Below are 21,452 nucleotides of genomic sequence, written 5' to 3'. Positions count from 1 at the left end.
GCCGCCCGGAGCATTCTTAAAAATTTTGTCACCAAATATCCCCGCGTTCTTTCTTCAGAGCTTTCATTTTTTCAACCCATTCGTCTACTCTCTGTCTAATTTCATCACTTTCCGTTTCAGCTGTATTCCGATTTTTTTCGTGCAGCTCCATATACAGATCCTTCATTTGGCCGCTGCGTTCATAGCCCCATTCACGGAGTTCGGATCGCTGCTCATCCGTGATCCAGCCCTTATCGCCCATAATGGTGACGGCATCCAGGATTCGCTGTGATTCACGCCTGCCGACTGTAAATAATTGGCGGGGATAAACTTCACCGATTTTATATTCATCCATCATTTCCCACGGGCTGGGTGCCATTGTAAAAGCCCATGCGAGGTCACCGGCAGACGGAAGCCACTCGTATTGAATGGTGTCTTTCAGATCGTCGGGACTGTCTGCTTTAAAGTACTCCCCGTTGCCGGCTTCGGCTACTGCTTTTAATTGATCCTCGGCCTTGCCGTCTACATCAAACCCAATGATATTAACAGTATTGCTGCTGTTGTTTTTCACAAGGTTCTTGCTGGCCTTGACAGGGTCGCCGTCACATGTTTCGGCACCGTCACTGACAATGTAGATCGTGGTGGAGCCGTCATAGCCGCTGCTCATTTCTGCTGCTTTTTGAATGGCGCCGGCAAGAGGCGTCCAGCCTTTGCTTTCAAATGAATCAACAGCTTCGTGAAATTCCTTCTTGGAATAGTTGCTCATAGGATAGACTTCCTCAACACCAGAGCAGGAAATTTTTTTATCAGCGTCTGCTTCAGAGCCTTTATGGCCATAGACCACAAGGGATACATCACTGCTTTGGCCAATCGTCTGGGCGAAACTCTTGACGGCGCTTTTAGCAATATCCATTTTCACATTGCCGTCTGCCTGCAGCAGCATGGATGAACTGGCATCCAGAAGAATAATGGCCTGTTCTGCTGCCTTTTTTTCTTCTTCTCCGGGTTCTGACTTGGTGGGATCCGGCAGGTAAGGTTCTTCAAAATCGGGTTTGTAGGCATTGGACTTTTCAATAATGTCTTTATAATGTGGACTCGCCAGCAGGGAAACTAGCCCTTTTTTAATAGAGTCTGTATCTTTGGCTTCCTCCGTCAGCTCTTCCAGTTTGGGCGTCATCTTCCTTAAAAGTTCAGGATCAGTTTCCGGTATAACTTCAATGGCTTCAATGTCTTTTTCGTATGTAAGGTTATCCATTAGGGTTCCAGGAGGCAAATTTAGCAGGGTTTCTTCAGAGATCTCTAAATTAATATTCTTAGACTCTGCTAAAATGCTTACCTGCTTTTGTTCTTTTTTTTGCTCTTCTTTAACAGGTGAATCAGCGGCTGTTTTCTCTTTGTCATTGCTGCACGCGGAAAGAATCAATCCGGCAGACAGCAGCCATAGACCATAACGTTTCACAGAAATTCTCCTTTTGTTTATATTTTACTAATAATAGAGTGTAACATGGATAAAGCTGGTTTTGAAGTAATTTCCATATGATAGGATTTTTTTACAGCAATTTGGTATAGTTGAAGATAGATATTTTGCAGAGGAGGCAGTCCGTTGGAAAAAGCATTTCCGATTCTTGAAACAGAAAGATTAATTTTAAGAGAAGCAACTGAAGAAGATGCAAAAGATATGTTTGTATACCTGTCAGATCAGCTGGTTGTAAAGCATATGGGAATCTCAGCCTGTGAAACTCCAGAGGAGGTGCTTGGAGAAATAGAATGGTATAAATCCATTTATACAAATGGCACAGGAATTCGCTGGGGCATCACACTGAAGGATTCAGGGAAGGTCATTGGGAGCTGCGGTTTCCTGAATAGGAATCCGAAACATTACCGAAGTGAAGTCGGTTATGAACTAAGCAGGGAGCATTGGGGAAAAGGAATTGCGAATGAAGCCCTTGAGAGGGTTTTACAATTCGGCTTTGAACAGCTTGGGCTTGAAAGGGTAGAAGCTTTGATCGAGCCAAAAAATCTCTCATCCCAGAAGCTGGTTGAAAGGCAGGGCTTCACGAGAGAAGGACTGCTTAGGCATTATGAATATACTAACGGGAAATTTGATGACTTGTATATGTACTCCATTTTAAAAGGGGATTTATAAATCGATACATACCAGGAGGATATTTTTATGAATTACAATGGCCGTACCTTTGTTTCTGTGCAAAATACAGAGAATGGTGAAGTTTCATCAAAGACCTTTTTTCATTATAAACAGGATGGAAAAATAATATCAGCTAGTTATGGCGGGGGAGAAATCATTCAGGGGACACTGATTGGAATTGCCAATGAAGACGGATGTTTGGAATTCAGATATAACCATGTGAATAACAAAAATCAGCTGCGCGGCGGAAAATGTCTCTCCACCCCTGAAATATTGGAGGACGGCCGCATCAGGCTGCATGAAAAATGGCAGTGGCAGGATGATGAAGGAACTGAAGGACAGTCGATTATCGAGGAAGTAAAAGAATAAAGCAGGCGGCATGCCAGCCGGAGGGAATTATCCCTCCGCATGCAGCTTCAGGCTCTGTCGGCTTCTTTTTGTTTTTTCTTTCGTTAAGGTGAAGAAAAAAACAAATCCGATGAATGATGTAATAAACAAGATGGCACCCATTGGCACTGCAGTAGTTTCATCAATGCTCACCAAAGGGGAAACAGCTGAACCCAGCACTGAAGGAAGCATTCCGATTACGGCGCTGGCACTGCCGGCACGATGCCCCTGATTTTTCATGGCCAATGTAAACGAGCTGGTGATGATCATCCCCATTGAAGTCATATAGATAAAAATCGGAATGACAAGCATGAATAGCGGTCCTTTAATGATGGTCATAATTAATAGGAACAAAGTGGCACTGACCGCTATGCAGACTGCTGTCCGGAGCAGGCTTCTTTCCGGAATGACACCTGCGAGGCGGCCAATCAGAAAACTCCCCGTAATGATGGCCAATCCATTAATGCCAAACAGGATGCTGAACACCTGTGGCGATACACCATAAATTCCCTGATAGACAAAGGGTGTCCCCGACACATAAGCAAAGCTTCCGCCATGTATGAATCCAACGATAAGGGCATAGCCGATGAAGGAACGGTCCCTGAAAAGTCCCCCCATGCTTTTAACGGAATTCCCAATGGAGCTTGGGACCCTTTTTTCTGGAGGAAGAGTTTCTTTTAATCGGAAATAGATCACAATGGTAATAAATAATCCCAAAAAGCTTAGAAAATAAAAGATGGATTCCCAGCTTGCGAAAGGAATCAGAAGCAGCGCACCGCCTGTCATGGGCGCAATCATCGGAGCGGTTGCATTAATGACCATTAGCAAAGCAAAAAATTTCGTAAGCTCTTTTCCGCTGAACACATCACGGACAACTGCCCGGGATAAGACGATTCCCGCAGAGGCGGTTAATCCCTGCAGAAAGCGGGCTGCAATAAAGGCCGCAATATTGGGTGAAACGGCGCATAAAAGGGAAGATACGGCAAAGAGAGAGATTCCGATGAGTAGTGGTTTTCTTCTTCCATGCGAATCACTGAGCGGTCCGACAATTATCTGTCCAGCCGCAAGTCCAATCAAACAGGCCGTCAGACTCATCTGAACAAGTGAAGCACGGGCACCGAAATCATCAGCGATATCTGGAAAGCCCGGCAAATACATATCAATATTGAATGGCCCCAATATGCCAAGCATGCTGAGGAGAAATGCCAGCGCAAGCCGCTCTTTTCCAGTCGGATTGTGAATCATATTAAACACCTTACTTTCTATGAAGCTGTTAATCTTTTACATAAATATGGCTAGTATACGCGAGGAAAAGGGGGATGTCCAGCGGGGAATGCTGTAAATAAAAAAATCCATGGCCATATAGCCACAGATTCCATCATTAACAATTGCAGATCATCAATACATTGCCATCCGGGTCCTGAAAGTTAAAATAAGCAAAATCTCCAATACGCTCTACTTCTTTTACAATGGTGATTCCATGATCTTTTACAAACTTGTAGGCCTCATCGATATCCTGGGCAAAGAAATTAAATAAAACGTGACCGGAAGGAGTCCATTTGAAGGATGGATCAAAGGTGTGATCATCCAGTGTAAGTCCGGTTTGAGAGGTGACCGGAATGTTGTATACCGGAGATTCCACATCCTCCATATTAAAAGGCAGTCCAAGAAGATTGCTATACCATTGAGCCGACTTTTTCAGGTTCTTGACATGAATAAACACATTGTTCACTTTGCCTGCAATCGGGGAAGCAATTGAATTCATCTACTCACCGCTTTCATTGTATGTTTTTTACATATTCTCTATACGAGGCAAAATCCCTTTATTTAAGGTTTTAGAAATGCGGCAACAGGATCTTCTTTAAAAATACAAATCCGGGTTAATAGGAAAAAGTTAAAATATATGTCGAATTATACCCCCATAACATACAGATTCTTATTCGTATTCTGTGTATATAATCTATAATTAGTCTTGAGGAGAATATTATGAAATCACCAGCTAAGGGAGCCCTTGTCATGGTAATAGCGGGGGCTTTAACGTTTTCTGCTGCCAATGGCATTTTGAAAGCAACTGAACTTTTTTCAGCGGAAAATTCATCTGTTTTAACAGGTATTCAAAAGAAATCTGAAGGATACAGACAACTTGACAATAAGGCTGAAACAAAAACAGTGTCTGTAAAAAATAAGGTGAAACAAAAAACGGAGGAAAATACTCCTTCTTCTGCAAAATCCCCCAAAAAGGGAGAGAGCAATAAGGCAATAGCTGCTGTGCAAACGGATACCGAATTATCGAGCCGGAAACCTGCAGCAAAACCAGTGATTAAAACGGAGTCTGTATCAGCCAAAAAGCCTTCAGATCCAGAGCCTGCTTCTGCGTCTTCAGGAAATAAGACAACAAGTGAACCTGCGAAACCTGTGACCAGCCCAAAAGATTCCCAAGCACCAGCATCTGGTACGGGAGGGAATAGTACAGCAAGTCCTGCTGAAAAAGTTCTCAACCATGGACAGCAGGTTTCCCAGACCGCTAAAGAAAAAGCTGAGAGCAGACGAGTGGAAAAAGGAAATGAAAACAAAGACAGCAATGGGAAGAACTTATAGACTTCCCGGATCATGAAAAATCAAAAGGCCTCTCCCGGAATTGGGAAAGGCCTTTTAGCTTATAGCGGATTATCTTGTGTCACACTGCCTTTACGCTTTAGTTTATTCCAGCCGACAGTTACTCCTTTTATGGCGGAGAATATCGATTTTACCACCACATACGTCATCAGCTGTTTATATAAGATTCGCTGCAAAAACAACGAGACCAATGGTTTAGGATTTTCTTTCTCCAGCCTGAACGCATATAAGGAGGTAAAGAAATCCATCAAGTAAAAAAGAACAAATCCAATTGCTGCTTTTTCAGGGTTTGGGCTGAAAAGGGCTAAGATAAACAAAAGATCTGCAATGGGAGAAATCGTTTGATAAACATATTGAAAAAGCCACATGTTCGGTAGGGCTACATACCCTAATGACTGATGATTCCTGTTAAATAACGCCTCCCTATGTTTCCAGAGGCATTGAAGAGTCCCATATACCCAACGGTAGCGCTGTTTTGCCAGGCTTTTAATATCTTCCGGAACTTCTGTATAAGCATAGGCCTTTTCTTCGAATTCAATTTTCTTTCCATTGCGCAATAGGGCAAGAGTGATATCTGTATCCTCTGCAAGTGTATCCTCGCTAAAGTAGCCGGCTTCTGCAACTGCAGACTTTTTCCATGCCCCGATTGCACCTGGTACTACAGTAATACAGTTAAGTGCAGCGAAGGCTCTTCTTTCCAGGTTGAAGCCTGTCACATATTCAATATGCTGCCAGTTCGTCAGAAGATTCCCTTTATTGCCAACCTTGACATTACCTGACACAGCAGCCACCTGATCATCTTTAAAATGGCTGACAAGCAGTGAAATAGCATTTTCGGCGATAAGCGTATCGGCATCTAAAGCAATCACAATTTCCCCCTTAGCTTCCTTGAATCCAAGGTTTACAGCTGAAGATTTTCCGCCATTGGCTTTTTTAATTAATCTGACGCGGGAATTGTCTGCAAAAGCTTCCTCAACGGCACGGGCCGTCTGATCCTTTGAGCCATCATCAATAACCAGTATTTCAAAAGCAGAATAGTCACTGGTTAAAATAGAATCTATAGTTTTGCAGATGACCTTTTCCTCATTATAAGCAGCAATGACTACACTGACATATGGAGTAAATCCAGGGTCAAGCTTTGTCTCTTTATACCTCTTAACCTGTTTCCTGGACAGGAAAACAAGAAAAATCAGACGCAAAATTCCTAAAAGGATGGCTGAATAAAACAAAAAGCTGATGCCGGTATTCCAGTTTTTAAGGATTTTAAAAACGGCACTATTATATACAGAATAAGGGTTTTCCTGATCAGCAAAAGGCATGATCTCACTGTCACTTTTCCCAATTAAGCCGGCAGTAGTTGAAAATGTATAGCCGCGGCCTTTAAGTGTTTCAATAATAATCGGAAGGGCCTCAACTGTTTTGGAGCGGTCACCGCCGGCATCATGAAGCAAAATGACATTTCCTTCTGACAGCTGATCCAATGTTTGATTTACAAGATCATCAACTGTGGCTCCTTGCCAATCTCCAGAGTCAATGGATTGGCCGACCATGGTATAGCCAAGTTTCTGGGCTTCCAAAACAGGAAGCTGCTCTTGTTTTGTACTAAGCTCCGTATCTGCAATGTAAGGTGGCCGAAAAAGAGTCATAGAATGGCCGGTTATGCCTTGAATTAAGCGTTGTGTTGCATTTAGTTCCATCCGCAAACGAGAAGGTGTGATGGATGTAATATCTGGATGTGTAAAGGTATGGTTTCCAATTTCATGCTCCTCATCATAAATTCTTTTAACAAGCTGAGGATGCATCAGCGCATTTTCCCCTACGACAAAAAAAGTGCCTTTCACCTGATACCTGTTCAATATGTCCAGTATTTCCGGAGTGTAGGCTGGATCAGGACCGTCATCAAACGTAAGGACGACTTCTTTTTTACTTGATTTTCCATGGCGGATTACTTCAAAAGGCTTTGGGTATTTGACATAGGATTCCTTTTCTATCATTCCATTCGAAGCCAATTCAATTGTCCTTTTTCCTTTTTCTGTTTCTGAAGCAATTTGCATTACCTCTCCGTTACTAGTATGAATGGCTGAAAAATGACTATCAAAGGTACTAAGCACTTGAGATGGTTTTTTGGCTTCATTAGTCTTGTCAAGAAAATTCCAAATCGAAGGATCCTCGGAACCGAGCCGCCATATGGCAATCCCGGTAGAATCGCTATTTAGCGCAAGGTTCATCTGGTTATAAAAAGTAGCAGCATCCAAAAACCAGACAGTATGATTTTTTCCATTCTGTGTATATCGTAAGTAGGGGTTTCCAGCTTCCATACTCCAATTGATATGGAGGTTCGCTTCCCTGCCCATCTTCATGATATCCCCAAACGTCATTTCAGCTGCGGGTTCACTTGAATTTTCTTCCCAGTTGTAACCGTATGTTCCCAGGCCTGCAACCAATTTGTCGGAGGGAATATCAGTTTGATTCAAGTTCTCCTTTACCCAATCTGTTTGAGCGACAGGCCCTGGTGCGCTCATGGAGTAATGCTGGTCATAAAGCATCACAATGACACGGTCGGCGTATTTAGCCAAAGAAGCATAATCATAGCTTTCATCATTCGGCGGAACATCCAATGTTACCATTAAATCTACCTTATGAAAGGCTTTGTACACCTTACTCATGAATCGTGTAAAATGATCCCGGTCAGAGGGTTTAATCGCTTCGAAGTCAATATTAATCCCATCGAAATTATTTGATACCACATAAAAAATCATTTCTTCAATAAAGCGATCTTCTGCCCCTGGAACAGTGAATAACCTATGCAGAACATCTGAATCCCATTTGCCGTCTATAAAATTATTTACTAATGGCAAAACCTTGATTTGATGTTCTTTAGCTTCTTTTACAATGGATGGGTCAATGGAGGAATTGACCTTTAGATCTGGTGTAACCTGCATCCATTCAGGTACCAAAGTAGTTATTGACTCTTTATTTTTCTTGAAAGATATTTTACTATTCTCGTCCCAATTGACATAGAATCCATACACTTCTTGATCTTGATTTTCTGGAATTTTGGCAGCAGAGTTTGTTTCCAGAGCCCGAGATGCCGTATCCTTTTCATGGAAGGGTGTGTCAATCGGCTCTATTTGTTGGCTTGAAGTGTGCTGCTCCAGATTCAATGCAGGTACCTTGGGAGCCGTATTAAGGCTCTCAATAAAAAATGCTGATATCACTGCAATTAATAGAACGAAGCCTGCAGTCATTCGTTTGATTAGAGACCAGCGCCGTTTAGCTGGATCAAGAAATATAGATTCCTGTTTTCCATCATTTGTTTTCAGCCCCAGATTATAAAACCAGTGGAAGAAAAAATAGCAGACAAGTCCAACAATCCCTCCTAAAATACCTGAAACAACTGAATCGGAAGATAATATTCCGCTTTTAAGATTTGAAATCAGCCAGAAATCGTCTAATGGGCCAAAATCCATGTAAGGCAGCTTATGTATGTATGGGATAAAAACAGTAATCAGAGAGCCCAGGAACAAGGCAATAATATTAAGGCGCAGAAACAGTGAACAAGCAAACAACAATGAAACTCTGTAACTATCCAAAGGTAAAAATGCCAGAAAAAAGCCCATAGTACTTGCGATTGCTCCTGCGGTACCAGAGACAGGGGCAAACAGGGATCTGACAACCCACCTGAAAAAACGATCCAAATTTATTCCTCCCAAGATGTAATGTTAATTATGTAAGAGGGGGACGCCTGTACTCCCAACCCTTCATTAATTCTATTAAAAATGACCATCAACAAAAATTTAGGCTTTCATTCCTGGGTTTTGGGGGTAGGATAAAATTTTCGCTGATTTTTTTATTGGTAAAACTGGTTAATCATAAAAGAAGCATATTGTAAAGCTGACCGGCAATATGATGAAGTAATAGCTATTTGACAGATTGCCGGAGGGAGAATCGGAATGGCCTATTATCGGGATCCGCAGTTATCACCAGAAGAAATGCTTTCTATCATCAGAAACGGACTCGGCATTTCACAGGTTCAGAAGAAGATTATTGTTGTCGGAGCCGGTATGTCCGGGCTGGTGGCTGCTTCACTGCTGAAGGATGCCGGTCATGATGTAACGGTTTTAGAAGCAACACAAAGGGTTGGCGGCAGGATTTTTACGATGAGAGAGCCGTTCATGGACGATTTGTACCTGGATGTGGGCGCCATGCGAATTCCTCATATTCATCCATTAGTCCTTGAGTATATTAAAAAATTCCGTTTAAAAGTAAATGAATTCAGGAACACAACACCCCAGGATCTGATCTTTGCCAATGGAATAAAAACCAATCGAACTGCCTATAAGAAGAATCCGGATATGCTGGGCTACCCGGTTGCACCGCATGAAAAAGGAAAGACAGCCGAAGAACTGCTCATGATGGCAATAAAGCCGGTTGCAGATTTTATTAACCAAAACCCCGCACAAAATTGGAATACCGTAGTTAGAGAGTTTGATAGGTATCCCATGAGTTTTTTTCTCAGATATAATCCAGTGGGGCCCAGCCTATCGCCTGGAGCCCTTGAAAGCATTAAGGTTCTGCTGGGCCTGGAAGGGTTTCCGGAGCTGAGCTTTCCGGCCATTCTGAGGGAGCTGCTTCCTTTATTTACCCCGGACATTCATTTTTATGAAATAGAGGGAGGCAATGATAAGCTTCCAAATGCTTTTTTGCCTCAGTTAAAACAAGATCTTTATTTCGGCTATCAGATGACAAAAATAGTACAGGATCATCAGCAGGTTACCATTCATGCCAGCCATACCTTGAGCCAAAGGCCTTTGGCCGTAACTGGTGATCTGGCCATTATCACGATTCCTTTTTCTTTGCTCTCCTTCGTTGAAGTCGTTCCCCGGCATTCATTTTCACATAATAAATGGAAAGCCATTCGGGAACTTCATTATGTTTCGTCCACGAAAATCGGGCTTCAGTTCAAGAAGCGATTCTGGGAACGAGAAGGACTGCAGGGAGGGAAGCTGATGACAGATCTGCCCATTCGATTCGCTGCTTATCCGAGCCATCTGATCGGATCTTCAGGTTCCGGAGTTATTATGGCAAGCTATACATGGGAAGATGATACGTTATCCTGGGATAACCTTAAGGAAGGTGACCGGATCCGGAATGCCCTTGACAATTTGGCTGTTGTTCATGGCAATCAGGTTTATGGGCATTTCTTAACAGGAGCTTCCCATAGCTGGTCGCAGTACCCTTTTTCGGGCGGAGCCTTCTCCATGTTCAAGCCGAGCCAGGAAACAGAGCTGTACCCGTCTATTCCTGTTCCTGAGGGAAGAGTTCATTTCGCCGGGGAACATACTTCCACAGCCCCGGGCTGGATAGAAGGAGCGATTCAATCAGGCATAAGGGCTGCAAGTGAAGTGACCGATTTGCTAAGGGGCTATTATAAGTGGTCTTAAAGGCTAAAATGCGACAGAGATGTCTGTTTTTGACGTTAAAAAGTGCCATTGGATAGGCACTTTTTAACGATTTTCCAACAAATTGTACAAGACAGGTGTAAACGCTTTCAATTATAATTGAAGTATCAGATAGGAAAGGGGATGCGTTCAGGTGGAACTTTTAATGGAGCAATGTGAACATGGCCAGCAGGAAGGACCTTGTGAAGAGTGTGCCCCCAATATAGAAGGGGAAGAGAATTTCGATACCTCTGATTATGACTATCATAAGAGACTGTGGTTTTAAAGAAAGGCGCTTGGGAATAAATTTCCCAAGCGTTTTTTCATAGTTTCTTTCTTCTCATCCACTGTGTGGCAGCCCATTTATCACCAATGACAACAGGTGCTCCGCCATGAAGGGTCAGATCGTTTAAGTTCTGGTCATTGTAAAAATATTCGAAGTACACGGCCATGCCTTTTTGTGGTGATACGGAGAGGTTAAGCTTTGGGAAATACGTTTCCCCGCCCTGTTCCACATCATTCAGGTACATGACAAGCGTGCTGATTCTCGGGTTGCTTGCTGCTTTGCTGGTTGAAGAAAAAAAGTCAAAGTGTGCTTTATATTCCTGGCCTATTTTATAATTAAGAATTTGCAGCCCTTCACCATGCTCAACTGGAATGTTCATGATTTGGGATACTCTTTTTTCAATTCTGGCGACGAGTTCATTTTCCCCTTCCTCGAAAAACGTACTGCTGCTGGTTCTCAGTTCATCCACTTCAAGAGAGTTGGCAACTTTTGAACGCTGCATGCGATCTTTTGACTGCTGAATCAGCTGGTCACATTCTTCATCGCTCAAAACATTTCCCAGTACCACAATTAATGGTTCTGCGAATTTAGCGATTATATGAATTTCCCGATCCTCTGTAATAATTTTATTTCCAGCATGATCAAAAATCGTTTGTTCCTTAATAGATGCATCCATTGCCATGTACATCAACCTCTTTTATTTAGTTTTCTGAAAATTCAATATATTTTAGTGCTGCTTGACGTATTTCTTTTTGTGTTTCCTATACCAGTTTTTCAGCTGGCTGAATTTATTTTACACTCTGATATGAAGGAATTCTATCTTTTTTTTTCTGGAAAACCATTAAAAATTTAAAAGAAAGCATCCGCATTTTATTGATTTGACGGAATATATTTCAATACATAAGCCAGACTGAACAAAAGGAGATGGACGGTGTATAGAAATAGAGTTCCAAACTATTTAGGTCAGAGTCGAAACGGCACTTTTTCCGCATTTAAAAATGGGCTGATTATCATATTAGGGGCAACACTTGTGGCTGTATCCCTGCAATTATTCCTTGTGAAAAATTATGTCATTGACGGTGGCATTGTCGGATTGAGCATTCTCCTTTCACATGTTTTTCATGTAGATGTAGGTGCCTTGATCCTGCTGTTGAATCTCCCGTTTTTAGCGGCAGGCTTTTTCTTTTTAGGAGGAAGATTTTTGGTGTTAAGCCTGTTTGCCAGTTCCGTACTGGCAGGGGAAACATACATATTGGCTCCCTTTGAGGAAGTGACTAACCATCCCCTGCTGATCATTATCATTGGAGGACTTTTGCTCGGTACGGGAGTGGGGCTCATTATCCGGTTCGGAGCCTGCCTGGATGGTACAGAGGTTTTAGCGATATTATTCAGCGAGCGCCTGCCGTTCACCATCGGGCAATGCATTTTGATCATGAATACCCTGCTTTTTGGAAGTTCGGTTTTTTTATTCGGACTCACCGAAGCGGCATACTCCCTTGCCACATTTTTGGTTGCTTATAAAACCATAGATACCATTTTAATGAAAACTTAAACATATTCGAATAATTTGAGGGGCCCGATGCATCCTAAGCTATAAAAAGCTAAAGGAGATAGTAGAGTGTATCCTTACGAAATAACAGGAATGATTGTGGATGATGAATTTGATGGGGAAGAATATGTGACGGCAGAATTTCTTCATGAACACAATACTTATAGCATCACATTTAAAAAAGCGGATCTTGAGGTGATCAACGCCTGGGTATTTAATGATGGCTCGTCGCTTCCAGCGAACTTGTCTGAAGAGATGGTCGGGCTCATTAGAGATGATGTGAAAAATAGAATAGGACTAAAATAGAGGCACGAAAGTGAACCTCTATTTTTTTTTAGCAAACAATACTTGTAAATACAATTGTATTTGCAAGTGAGGGGGAACTGGATGAACATATTAGTGAAACAGCGAAGTAAAAAAAGATGGACCAGTCAGACTTGCAAATAGATGAGCAAACCTGCAAATAGATCAGTCAAACCTGCAAATAGATGAGCAAACTTGCAAATAGACCAGTCAAACCTGCAAATAGACCAGTGAAACCTGCAAATAGATGAGCAAACCTGCAAATAGACCAGTCAAAATTGCAAATAGATGAGCAAACCTGCAAATAGATGAGCAAAATTGCAAAATAGACCAGTCAAACCTGCAAATAGATGAGCAACTTGCAAATAGACCAGTGAAACCTGCAAATAGATGAGCAAACCTGCAAATAGACCAGTCAAACTTGCAAATAGATGAGCAAACCTGCAAATAGACCAGTCAAACCTGCAAATAGATGAGCAAACCTGCAAATAGACCAGTCAAAATTGCAAATAGATGAGCAAACCTGCAAATAGACCAGTCAAACCTGCAAATAGATGAGCAAACCTGCAAATAGACCAGTCAAACCTGCAAATAGATGAGCAAAATTGCAAAATAGACCAGTCAAACCTGCAAATAGATGAGCAACTTGCAAATAGACCAGTCAAACTTGCAAATAGATGAGCAAACCTGCAAATAGATGAGCAAACTTGCAAATTAGACCAGTCAAACTTGCAAATAGATGAGCGAACTTGCAAATAGACCAGTGAAACCTGCAAATAGATGAGCAAACCTGCAAATAGACCAGTCAAACCTGCAAAAAGATGAGCAAACCTGCAAATAGACCAGTCAAAATTGCAAATAGACCAGTCAAACCTGCAAATAGATGAGCAAACCTGCAAATAGACCAGTCAAACTTGCAAATAGATGAGCAAACCTGCAAATAGATGAGCAGAATGAGTGAGAATATTAAAAGGTGAAGAAACAATCAGCCTCCCCGCTGCTTTGAGAAGGGAGGCTAAGTGTTAAATGTGTTCTTTCCAAAGCTTCATTGGATTGTCTTGATCCTCATTTAATGGCATTTGGACCAATTTTAGTCCCCTGTCATCTTTAGCGTTTTTTAAATCCTCATAAATCATTTTAGACTTGCCTAAACCTGCAATAGAAGCATCCTCGACTGATTGGCAATAGTACACCTTATCGATGCCTGCGAAATAAATGGCAGTTAAACACATCGGGCAGGGTTCCCCGCTTGCATACATGGTAAATCCGGCTAAATCATTCGTTTGAAACTGCTCCTGTGCCCGCCGGATTGCAAGCAATTCCGCATGCCCGCTTACATCATGCTTTTTATGCAATTCATTGACGCCCTCAGCAATGATGTCCTGATCTTTTACCAGAACGGCACCGAAGGGCTGGCCTCCTTCTTTTACATTGTTAATGGCCAGTTCAATAGCCCGTTTCATGAAGTGATTCATTTCTAATCATCCTTTTTCAATTAATTGATTCTGCTTAAATTAATACCATTCTTGCGCCAGTTTTCCAAATCATCTGCTGACTTTACAGCCTGCAAATAGCTAAACTTTTAAATACGTCCATCTGGTTCTGCTGTAAAAGCATGGATATTCATTCAGGTAATCTATATAATTAATTATACATTTTGCATTTAGAGAAAATAAAGGAGGCATCCATTATGAGAGAGTTAGATTCCAAAAGTCCTATTCCACTTCACATACAACTAAAGAATAAACTGCAGGAGCTAATAGACAACCGTTCTTTCAATGAGAAAATTCCAAGCGAAAGAGAACTGATGGATACCTATAAAGTAAGCAGAAGCACGGTGAGAGAGGCAGTTTCCCATTTAGTAAACGAGGGTGTGCTAAAGAAAGTCCATGGAAAAGGCACTTTTATTTCAAGGAAACCGATTGAGGAATGGCTTGGGAATATTACCAGTACAACAGAAGTGATTAATAATATGGGGATGAAGCCCGATTCAAAATTACTTGACAATGGGATCGTTGTTCCAGCAAAAGAAATTGTGGAAGCCAGCGGGCTTACAGAGGCATACTTTATAAAGCGTATTCGCTATGCAAACGATAAGCCATTGGCACTTGAAAACCAGTACTATCCTGTAGAAATTGGTGAAAACCTCGCCCAATATGATATTGAAAAAGGAACACTGTATGATCTGCTCGAGCAAAGTTTAGACTTAAGGTTTGCTGAAGCCGAACAGATTATAACAAGTACTTATTTATCAAAAGAAGAAGCCGATCTGCTGGGTGTTCCATGCTCCTTGAGTGTGCTTCATATAGAGCGGTTATTATCAGATATAAATGGAAATTTAATAGAATACTATTCTGCTTTTTTTCGCTCGGATATGTATTCATTTAGAATAAAACTATCAAAGAATTATAGTTAAATGCACTGTTATTCAATTTTGTAATAATATCTATTGATAATTCCGATAATATAAAATCTTTAGAAAATATTGAAAATGGATAAAGGTTGTGTTTTAATTACAACTGAGGCTAGTCATACAACAACTGGTACGGACGACATGATGTCATGATGAGAGGATAAATATTTTTATTTTGCAGGATGGAGTGATGACATGATTATTGGTGTGCCAAAGGAAGTAAAGAATAATGAAAATCGGGTTTCTGTTGTACCGGCAAGTGTTTCTGCATTTGTTAATGCCGGCCATACGGTCTGGATTGAGAAGGGTGCAGGTGCAGGAAGCGGCATCTCTGATCAGGAATATGAAAAAGCTGGTGCAACGGTTGTTTCAAGTGCAGAAGAGGCCTGGTCTGCGGATATGGTCATGAAGGTTAAAGAGCCGCAGCCAGATGAATACCAATATTTTCGAAAAGGATTAATTCTCTTTACTTACTTGCATCTTGCAGCCGAGCCTGAATTGACAAAGGCTTTGGTCGAAAAAGAAGTTACCTCTATTGCTTATGAGACCATTCAGCTGGATAACAAATCATTGCCTCTCCTAACACCTATGAGCGAAGTTGCAGGAAGGATGTCTGTCCAGCTTGGAGCTCAATTCCTTGAAAAGATTCATGGTGGAAAAGGAGTCCTTTTAGGCGGAGTTCCTGGTGTGAAGCCTGGAAAAGTGGTGATTATTGGCGGTGGAGTTGTTGGGACAAATGCCGCAAAAATGGCAGTTGGACTCGGTGCGGATGTAAGCATCATCGACATTAGCGCTGAAAGACTCCGCCAGCTGGACGATCTTTTTTCTGGCAGGGTGAGAACGGTCATGTCAAATCCGTTCAATATCGCCCAGGAAGTAAAACTTGCCGATTTAGTGATAGGGGCTGTTCTCATCCCCGGTGCAAAAGCACCTCAGTTAGTAACCGAAGAAATGGTTATGCAAATGGAGAAGAATTCGGTCATTATTGATGTTGCCATTGATCAGGGCGGTTCAATCGAGACCATCGATCATATTACCTCACATGATACTCCAACATATGTAAAGCATGGTGTTTTGCATTACGCTGTTCCAAACATCCCGGGCGCTGTAGCAAGAACTTCCACTTATGCCCTCGCCAATACTACAGCACCATATGCCTTAATGCTCGCTAATACTGGGATCGAAAATTCTATTTTAAAGTATCCTTTTCTTGAAAAAGGGGTCAATACCATGAATGGAAAGGTCACTCATCAGAGAGTTGCAGAGGCGCATAATTACCCTTATACACCCACCCATGAATCAACACACAAAATTCCAGCCGCAACATGATTCCCATGATGCAAACCTGAATGTTTATTAAATAGAAGGAGGCAAGCAATATGTCTACAGTAGAACTAAATGATCACAAAAAGTTAACAGATCAGGATCAGAAACACTTATGGCATGCGATGAGCCGGCATACAGAAGGAAGCAGTCCGATGATTGCCCAATCAGGTGAAGGCTCCTGGTTTACTGATATGGACGGAAATCGATATTTGGATGGTGTATCCGGTCTTTGGTGCCTGAACCTTGGACATGGCAGGAAAGAAATTGCAGAGGCCGCTGCGGAGCAAATGATGAAGCTGTCGTATTTCCCTCTAACTTTAAGCCATGCACCAGCCATCCAGTTATCTGCAAAAATTAGTGAATTGCTGGGGGACTCCTATAAAACCTTTTTCTCAAATAGCGGTTCGGAAGCAAATGAAACCGCATTCAAAATAGCGAGGCAGTATCATAATCAGAATGGCAATCCCGGTAAATACAAATTTATTTCGCGATACCGTGCCTACCACGGTTCAACTTTAGGAGCATTAAGTGCTACTGCACAGGCCAACAGGAGAGTGAAATACGATCCTGGCATGCCGGGATTCCTGCATGTTCCGCCTCCTTACAGCTATCGCTGTCCATTTGGGGAGGATGTGAAGGATTGCGATAAAGTTGCAGCTGACATGATCGACCAGGTCATCCAATGGGAAGGTGCCGAAACGGTTGCTGCGGTCATAATGGAGCCTTTCATTTCAGGCGGGGGGGTTATTATCCCAACTCCTGAATATCTGCAGAGGGTGGCACAAATCTGCAAAAAACATGATGTCCTGCTGATAATGGATGAGGTTGTATCCGGATTCGGGCGAACGGGCAAAATGTTTGGATTTATGCATTCGGATGGTGTTCAGCCCGATATCGTAACGATGGCTAAAGGGTTGACCAGCGGCTATCTTCCGCTTGGGGCTACGGCAGTTCATTCCAGAATTTATGAGAAGTTTAAGGAGCAGGGTACAGATAACCACTTCCGCCATGTATCAACCTATGGAGGACATCCGGCAAGCTGCGCAGTAGCATTGAAAAATATCGAAATCATAGAAAGAGAGAATATTGTCAGCAGGGTAGAGGTGCTGGGTGAAAGCATTTTAGGCAGCTTAAAAGAGCTGCAGTTTCATAAAAATGTAGGCGAAGTCAGAAGCGCCGGTTTCTTGTATGGCATTGAAATGGTTGAAGACAAGGAAACGAAGCAGCCGGCATCTGATCAATTAATGGCAAAGATCATTTCACTATGTAAAGAAAAAGGCCTGATTATTGGAAGAAACGGTGATACTGTGCCTGGTTTCAATAATGTCCTTATTATAGCTCCGCCGCTTTCATCTGCAGAAGAAGATTTAAGATTTGTTGTTGAGACTGTCGAAAGTGTATTTAAGGAACTTTAGACAAAAAGTTTAATCTGGATTAGGGCTCTTTAGACAGGGATCCTATCCATTTAAATATACGAAATTTCATTATTCGGAAAGGGAGTGCCCGTAATGGCAAAAGCAGAAAAAGAACTAGCAGAAATCAAAACAAGAAAGGTGAAAATGACACCAAGTGAGGCTATTGTAGAAACATTAGTCAAGGAAGGTGTCAAACATATTTCCGGAATTTTGGGGTCAGCTTTCATGGATCTATTAGACTTGCTTCCAACTGCCGGGATCCGATTCATCGGCGTGAGGCATGAGCAAAGCGCAGCCCACATGGAAGATGCCTATACCCGGGTAAGCGGAGTTGCCGGGGTAGTAATTGGCCAGAATGGGCCAGGAATCACGAATATGGTAACGTCTGTTGCAGCTGCAAATCAGGCTCATACACCTATGGTTGTCATTTCTCCTTCAGCAGGAACACCGACCGTCGGATGGGACGGTTTCCAGGAATGCGATCAGGTTTCAGTCTTTAAAGCGATTACAAAGGAAACCGTTCGGGTCACACATCCGGGACGGGTGGCGGATTGCCTGAGGACTGCCTTTAGAATTGCTTATGCAGAGAGAGGTCCAGTGTTATTTGATATTCCGCGGGACTATTTTTATGGGGAAGTGGAAGATGTAATCCTAGAACCTCATCAGTATCGTGTGGATAATAGGGGCTGCGGATCATTAGAACAGATTGATCAGGCTGTGGAATTGCTTGCATCTGCCAAAAATCCTGTGATCATTTCCGGCAGGGGGACAGTGGATTCAAATGGTATAGAGGCTGTGAAGGAAATTGCCAATCACTTGACGATTCCTGTAGCTGTTTCCTATATGCATAATGATGCTTTCCCGGCAAATGAACCTTTAGCGGTAGGACCTATTGGGTATATGGGGTCAAAAGCAGCTATGAACACATTAAAGGATGCAGATGTGGTGCTCGCTATCGGCACCAGATTATCTGTATTTGGAACATTGCCATGCTATGACATTGATTACTTTCCGAAAAACGCAAAGATTATTCAAATCGATATCAATCCCCGCAATATCGCGAGGACCCATCCAGTAGAGATCGGGATCATTGGAGATGCAAAAGCAGCTTCAGTTGAAATCGCCAAACGGCTAAAAGAAAAAGTGCCAAATAAGCAATTCAATTCTGAGAGAATGGCAAGAGTGGCAAATGAGAAAGAGCAATGGGAAAAAGAGCTTGTCGATCTGGCAATGGTGGATGGAAATCCTATCAATCCGCGCAGGGCACTCCTTGAGCTTACAAAGGTCCTTCCGGAAAACGCAATTGTAACTACAGATATCGGGAATGTATCTTCCACTGCAAATGCCTATTTAAAATTCAATTCCGGCCGCAAGCATGTTGCAGCCTTAACATTTGGGAATACAGGCTTTGCCTATCCGTCAGCATTAGGTGCAAAGCTTGCAAATCCGAATAGCCCTGTAGTAGCCATCGTAGGGGATGGTGCATGGGGAATGAGCCTGCATGAAGTAAGTACGGCGGTTGAGGAGAACATTCCAGTAGTTGCATGTGTTTTTAATAACAATGCCTGGTGTGCGGAGAAGAAAAACCAAGTAGATTTTTATAATAATCGCTTTGTAGGAGCGGATATCCAGAATCCTGACTTTGCAGAGGTTGCAAGGTCCATGGGGGCACAGGGAATTAGTGTGGATAAACCTGAGGATGTTGGGCCAGCTATTCGCCGTGCAATAGAATCCAATAAACCGACAGTTATTGATATTCAGGTGGATGGCACGCAATTGGCACCTCCTTTCCGCAAGGATGCGTTAAAGATGCCGACTCGTCTTCTGCCGAAATATGCTCACCTTGATCATAAAAACTGGTAGGTAAAATAGAAGGAGCTTAATTGATTTTTGATTAAGCTCCTTTTTAAAAGATAGTTGCGTTTTTTGGAGAATGGCAGTTTAGTGCTGATATGAGAAAATTGTTATGACGCGAACTGACCGCTATAGTGGAAAAGCAGCCGATAAAAATAAAAATTGACCAATAAATAGTAAAGTTGACCGATATATCGAATTGAGTTGAAGATGTTCAATGTATTGCTGTCAATAATTTACAGAATATTGAGAAAAAGGAGGCAGTCGATGAGCTGGTATTTTGGATATATTTTAGCGTATTTCATATTCATGTTCGCAATTGGAATCTATTATTTTACAAAAATTAAAACCTCTGACAGTTATTTGATTGCAGGCTGGAATATGGGTTTTTGGAATATTGTCGGAACCATCATCAGCACGAATTGCGGTGCTGCCGTTTTTATTGGCTGGATTGGAATGGGATTCACAATGGGCGTATCTGGATTTTTTAAATTTGCCTTACCAGCCATGCTTGTCAGTATGCTCTTGATCTTCTTTTTTAGCCGTCCATTAAGAAGACAGAGATTATATACACTTGCGGACCTTTTTAGTGAAAGGTTTGGATCAAAAACCGGTATCATTCCATCCGTGTTATCTGCTTTCATATATTCTGTTCCCACAACTGCCCTGCAGATTGTAGGGATGAGTACCGTATTCAGCATTGCTTTTAATATGAACGTGAAAACGGGAATTGTGCTTTCTTTCATTCTGATCCTCGGCTTTACGATTTTAAGCGGCTTAGTAGCGACAATTGTAACGGATGCCATTCAAAGCGTGATCCTAATTGTAGGGATTGTAATGCTCGCATATGCAGCCCTGCAATTTGGCGGAGGAATGGAGCACATTCTCAGTAGCACGCCGAAAAATTTTTTAACACCGCTTGGGGCGAATGGCCTTGGGGATGTACTGCTTTTTGCCCTTTCTGTGGCTCCGTTCTACTTAGTTTGGCAATCCACATGGCAGCGGATTTTTGCTTCTAAGACAGAAGATATTGCCATTAAAGCAGGCCTGACCGGTTATGCCATTACTTTATGCATTTCTGTGCTTCCATATAGTATAGGAATTATGGCAAGGCAATTTGTGCCAGCCGATATTCACCCAGATTTAATTTTCTCCTATGTAACCGTGGAAATGCTTCCTCCATATATTGGAGGCATTATTCTAATCGGACTCCTATCAGCACTTATGACAGGTGCAGACTCCTTCATTTTACAAGGAAGCTCTAATATTACTCAGGATTTGTATCACCGGCTATTAAATCCCAATGCAACAGAAAAGCAAATGATGTTTGTTTCCCGCTTGAGTGTAGTGATTATATCGGTATTATCACTGTTAGTCGCCTTTGCATTAACAGATATTGTCAGTATGTATCAATGGGCACTCAGGCTGTCAGCAACAACTCTTGTATTTCCGTTTCTGGCCATTATGTTCTGGAGGAGGACAACCAACACCGCTGTCATTTCGAGCATGCTCCTGGCCTGCTTCACGACCATTCTATGGCCTCTTCTCCATTCAGGAATCGATCAGACCATACCTGGCTTTATCATGTCCTTTTGTTCGCTTGTCATAATTAGTTTCTGGACAAAACATTCACCATCAGAAAATGTAAAGGCTGTTTACTGGGAAGACCTCCCTTCAGCAAAAAGAAAGATAAACGATATCAATTCAGCAGAAAACAAGGCTGTCTAATAAGGAGGG

General features: G+C 42.2%; 17 protein-coding genes. 11 read left to right on the top strand and 6 right to left on the bottom strand.

Going from position 1 to position 21,452, the window contains the following annotated elements:
• Positions 1-28 precede the first annotated feature (28 nt).
• On the bottom strand, positions 29-1,438 hold the full coding sequence (locus NAF01_RS15160) for a vWA domain-containing protein (protein ID WP_250800736.1): 1,410 nt from the start codon (positions 1,436-1,438) through the stop codon (positions 29-31).
• A 144-nt stretch (positions 1,439-1,582) separates the two neighbouring features.
• Here NAF01_RS15160 and NAF01_RS15155 point away from each other — a divergent pair, with 144 nt between their 5' ends.
• Both NAF01_RS15155 and NAF01_RS15150 read left to right on the top strand, forming a co-directional pair.
• Positions 1,583-2,125, top strand: coding sequence for a GNAT family N-acetyltransferase (locus NAF01_RS15155; RefSeq protein ID WP_222501529.1), 543 nt, complete (start codon positions 1,583-1,585; stop codon positions 2,123-2,125).
• Positions 2,126-2,152: 27 nt separating this feature from the next.
• Complete coding sequence (locus tag NAF01_RS15150; protein ID WP_250800735.1) at positions 2,153-2,494, top strand: avidin-fold protein; 342 nt, start codon at positions 2,153-2,155, stop codon at positions 2,492-2,494.
• Between the two features lie 27 nt (positions 2,495-2,521).
• Here the strand turns inward: NAF01_RS15150 and NAF01_RS15145 are convergent, their stop codons facing one another.
• Together NAF01_RS15145 and NAF01_RS15140 are read right to left on the bottom strand one after the other, a co-directional pair.
• Entirely contained in the window at positions 2,522-3,757 is a 1,236-nt protein-coding gene (locus NAF01_RS15145) for a Bcr/CflA family efflux MFS transporter (protein WP_250800734.1), read from the bottom strand.
• Between the two features lie 136 nt (positions 3,758-3,893).
• The gene (locus NAF01_RS15140; protein WP_250800733.1) at positions 3,894-4,277 is read right to left on the bottom strand and encodes a VOC family protein; all 384 of its coding nucleotides are present in this window, start codon (positions 4,275-4,277) and stop codon (positions 3,894-3,896) included.
• 221 nt (positions 4,278-4,498) lie between these two features.
• Between NAF01_RS15140 and NAF01_RS15135 the strand changes: the two genes are divergently transcribed.
• Positions 4,499-5,110, top strand: a complete 612-nt coding sequence (locus tag NAF01_RS15135) for a hypothetical protein (RefSeq protein WP_250800732.1) — start codon at positions 4,499-4,501, stop codon at positions 5,108-5,110.
• 59 nt (positions 5,111-5,169) lie between these two features.
• Here the strand turns inward: NAF01_RS15135 and NAF01_RS15130 are convergent, their stop codons facing one another.
• Positions 5,170-8,826: a polysaccharide deacetylase family protein gene (locus NAF01_RS15130; RefSeq protein ID WP_250800731.1), complete on the bottom strand. Its 3,657-nt coding sequence runs from the start codon at positions 8,824-8,826 to the stop codon at positions 5,170-5,172.
• A gap of 255 nt (positions 8,827-9,081) precedes the next feature.
• Between NAF01_RS15130 and NAF01_RS15125 the strand changes: the two genes are divergently transcribed.
• Positions 9,082-10,572 carry a flavin monoamine oxidase family protein gene (locus NAF01_RS15125; RefSeq protein WP_250800730.1) on the top strand — a complete coding sequence of 497 codons (1,491 nt, stop codon included), beginning with the start codon at positions 9,082-9,084 and terminating at the stop codon, positions 10,570-10,572.
• A gap of 320 nt (positions 10,573-10,892) precedes the next feature.
• Here NAF01_RS15125 and NAF01_RS15120 read toward each other — a convergent pair whose 3' ends face one another.
• A complete protein-coding gene (locus NAF01_RS15120) occupies positions 10,893-11,537 on the bottom strand; it encodes a 2OG-Fe(II) oxygenase (RefSeq protein WP_163140884.1) in 645 nt (214 codons plus the stop codon).
• 249 nt (positions 11,538-11,786) lie between these two features.
• Between NAF01_RS15120 and NAF01_RS15115 the strand changes: the two genes are divergently transcribed.
• Positions 11,787-12,407, top strand: a complete 621-nt coding sequence (locus NAF01_RS15115; protein ID WP_163140881.1) for a YitT family protein — start codon at positions 11,787-11,789, stop codon at positions 12,405-12,407.
• A 66-nt stretch (positions 12,408-12,473) separates the two neighbouring features.
• The gene (locus NAF01_RS15110) at positions 12,474-12,710 is read left to right on the top strand and encodes a hypothetical protein (RefSeq protein ID WP_048011856.1); all 237 of its coding nucleotides are present in this window, start codon (positions 12,474-12,476) and stop codon (positions 12,708-12,710) included.
• A gap of 1,019 nt (positions 12,711-13,729) precedes the next feature.
• On the opposite strand, the gene NAF01_RS15105 is transcribed toward NAF01_RS15110, so the two are convergent.
• The gene (locus tag NAF01_RS15105; protein ID WP_226617616.1) at positions 13,730-14,182 is read right to left on the bottom strand and encodes a nucleoside deaminase; all 453 of its coding nucleotides are present in this window, start codon (positions 14,180-14,182) and stop codon (positions 13,730-13,732) included.
• A gap of 215 nt (positions 14,183-14,397) precedes the next feature.
• On the opposite strand from NAF01_RS15105, the gene NAF01_RS15100 reads away from it, so the two are divergent.
• The 5 genes from NAF01_RS15100 (at position 14,398) to NAF01_RS15080 (ending at position 21,443) form a co-directional block, all read left to right on the top strand.
• A complete protein-coding gene (locus tag NAF01_RS15100) occupies positions 14,398-15,123 on the top strand; it encodes a GntR family transcriptional regulator (protein ID WP_197249476.1) in 726 nt (241 codons plus the stop codon).
• Between the two features lie 192 nt (positions 15,124-15,315).
• Positions 15,316-16,449, top strand: a complete 1,134-nt coding sequence (gene ald / locus NAF01_RS15095) for an alanine dehydrogenase (protein ID WP_250800729.1) — start codon at positions 15,316-15,318, stop codon at positions 16,447-16,449.
• Positions 16,450-16,499: 50 nt separating this feature from the next.
• Entirely contained in the window at positions 16,500-17,861 is a 1,362-nt protein-coding gene (locus NAF01_RS15090; RefSeq protein WP_250800728.1) for an aspartate aminotransferase family protein, read from the top strand.
• Positions 17,862-17,954: 93 nt separating this feature from the next.
• Complete coding sequence (gene xsc / locus NAF01_RS15085; RefSeq protein WP_250800727.1) at positions 17,955-19,724, top strand: sulfoacetaldehyde acetyltransferase; 1,770 nt, start codon at positions 17,955-17,957, stop codon at positions 19,722-19,724.
• Positions 19,725-19,982: 258 nt separating this feature from the next.
• A complete protein-coding gene (locus tag NAF01_RS15080; protein WP_250800726.1) occupies positions 19,983-21,443 on the top strand; it encodes a sodium:solute symporter family protein in 1,461 nt (486 codons plus the stop codon).
• Positions 21,444-21,452: the final 9 nt, after the last annotated feature.

This window comes from Cytobacillus firmus, from assembly GCF_023657595.1.
In the GTDB taxonomy this organism is placed as follows: Bacteria; Bacillota; Bacilli; order Bacillales; family Cytobacillaceae; genus Cytobacillus; species Cytobacillus firmus_B.
This window is presented reverse-complemented; position numbering and strand designations above follow the sequence as displayed.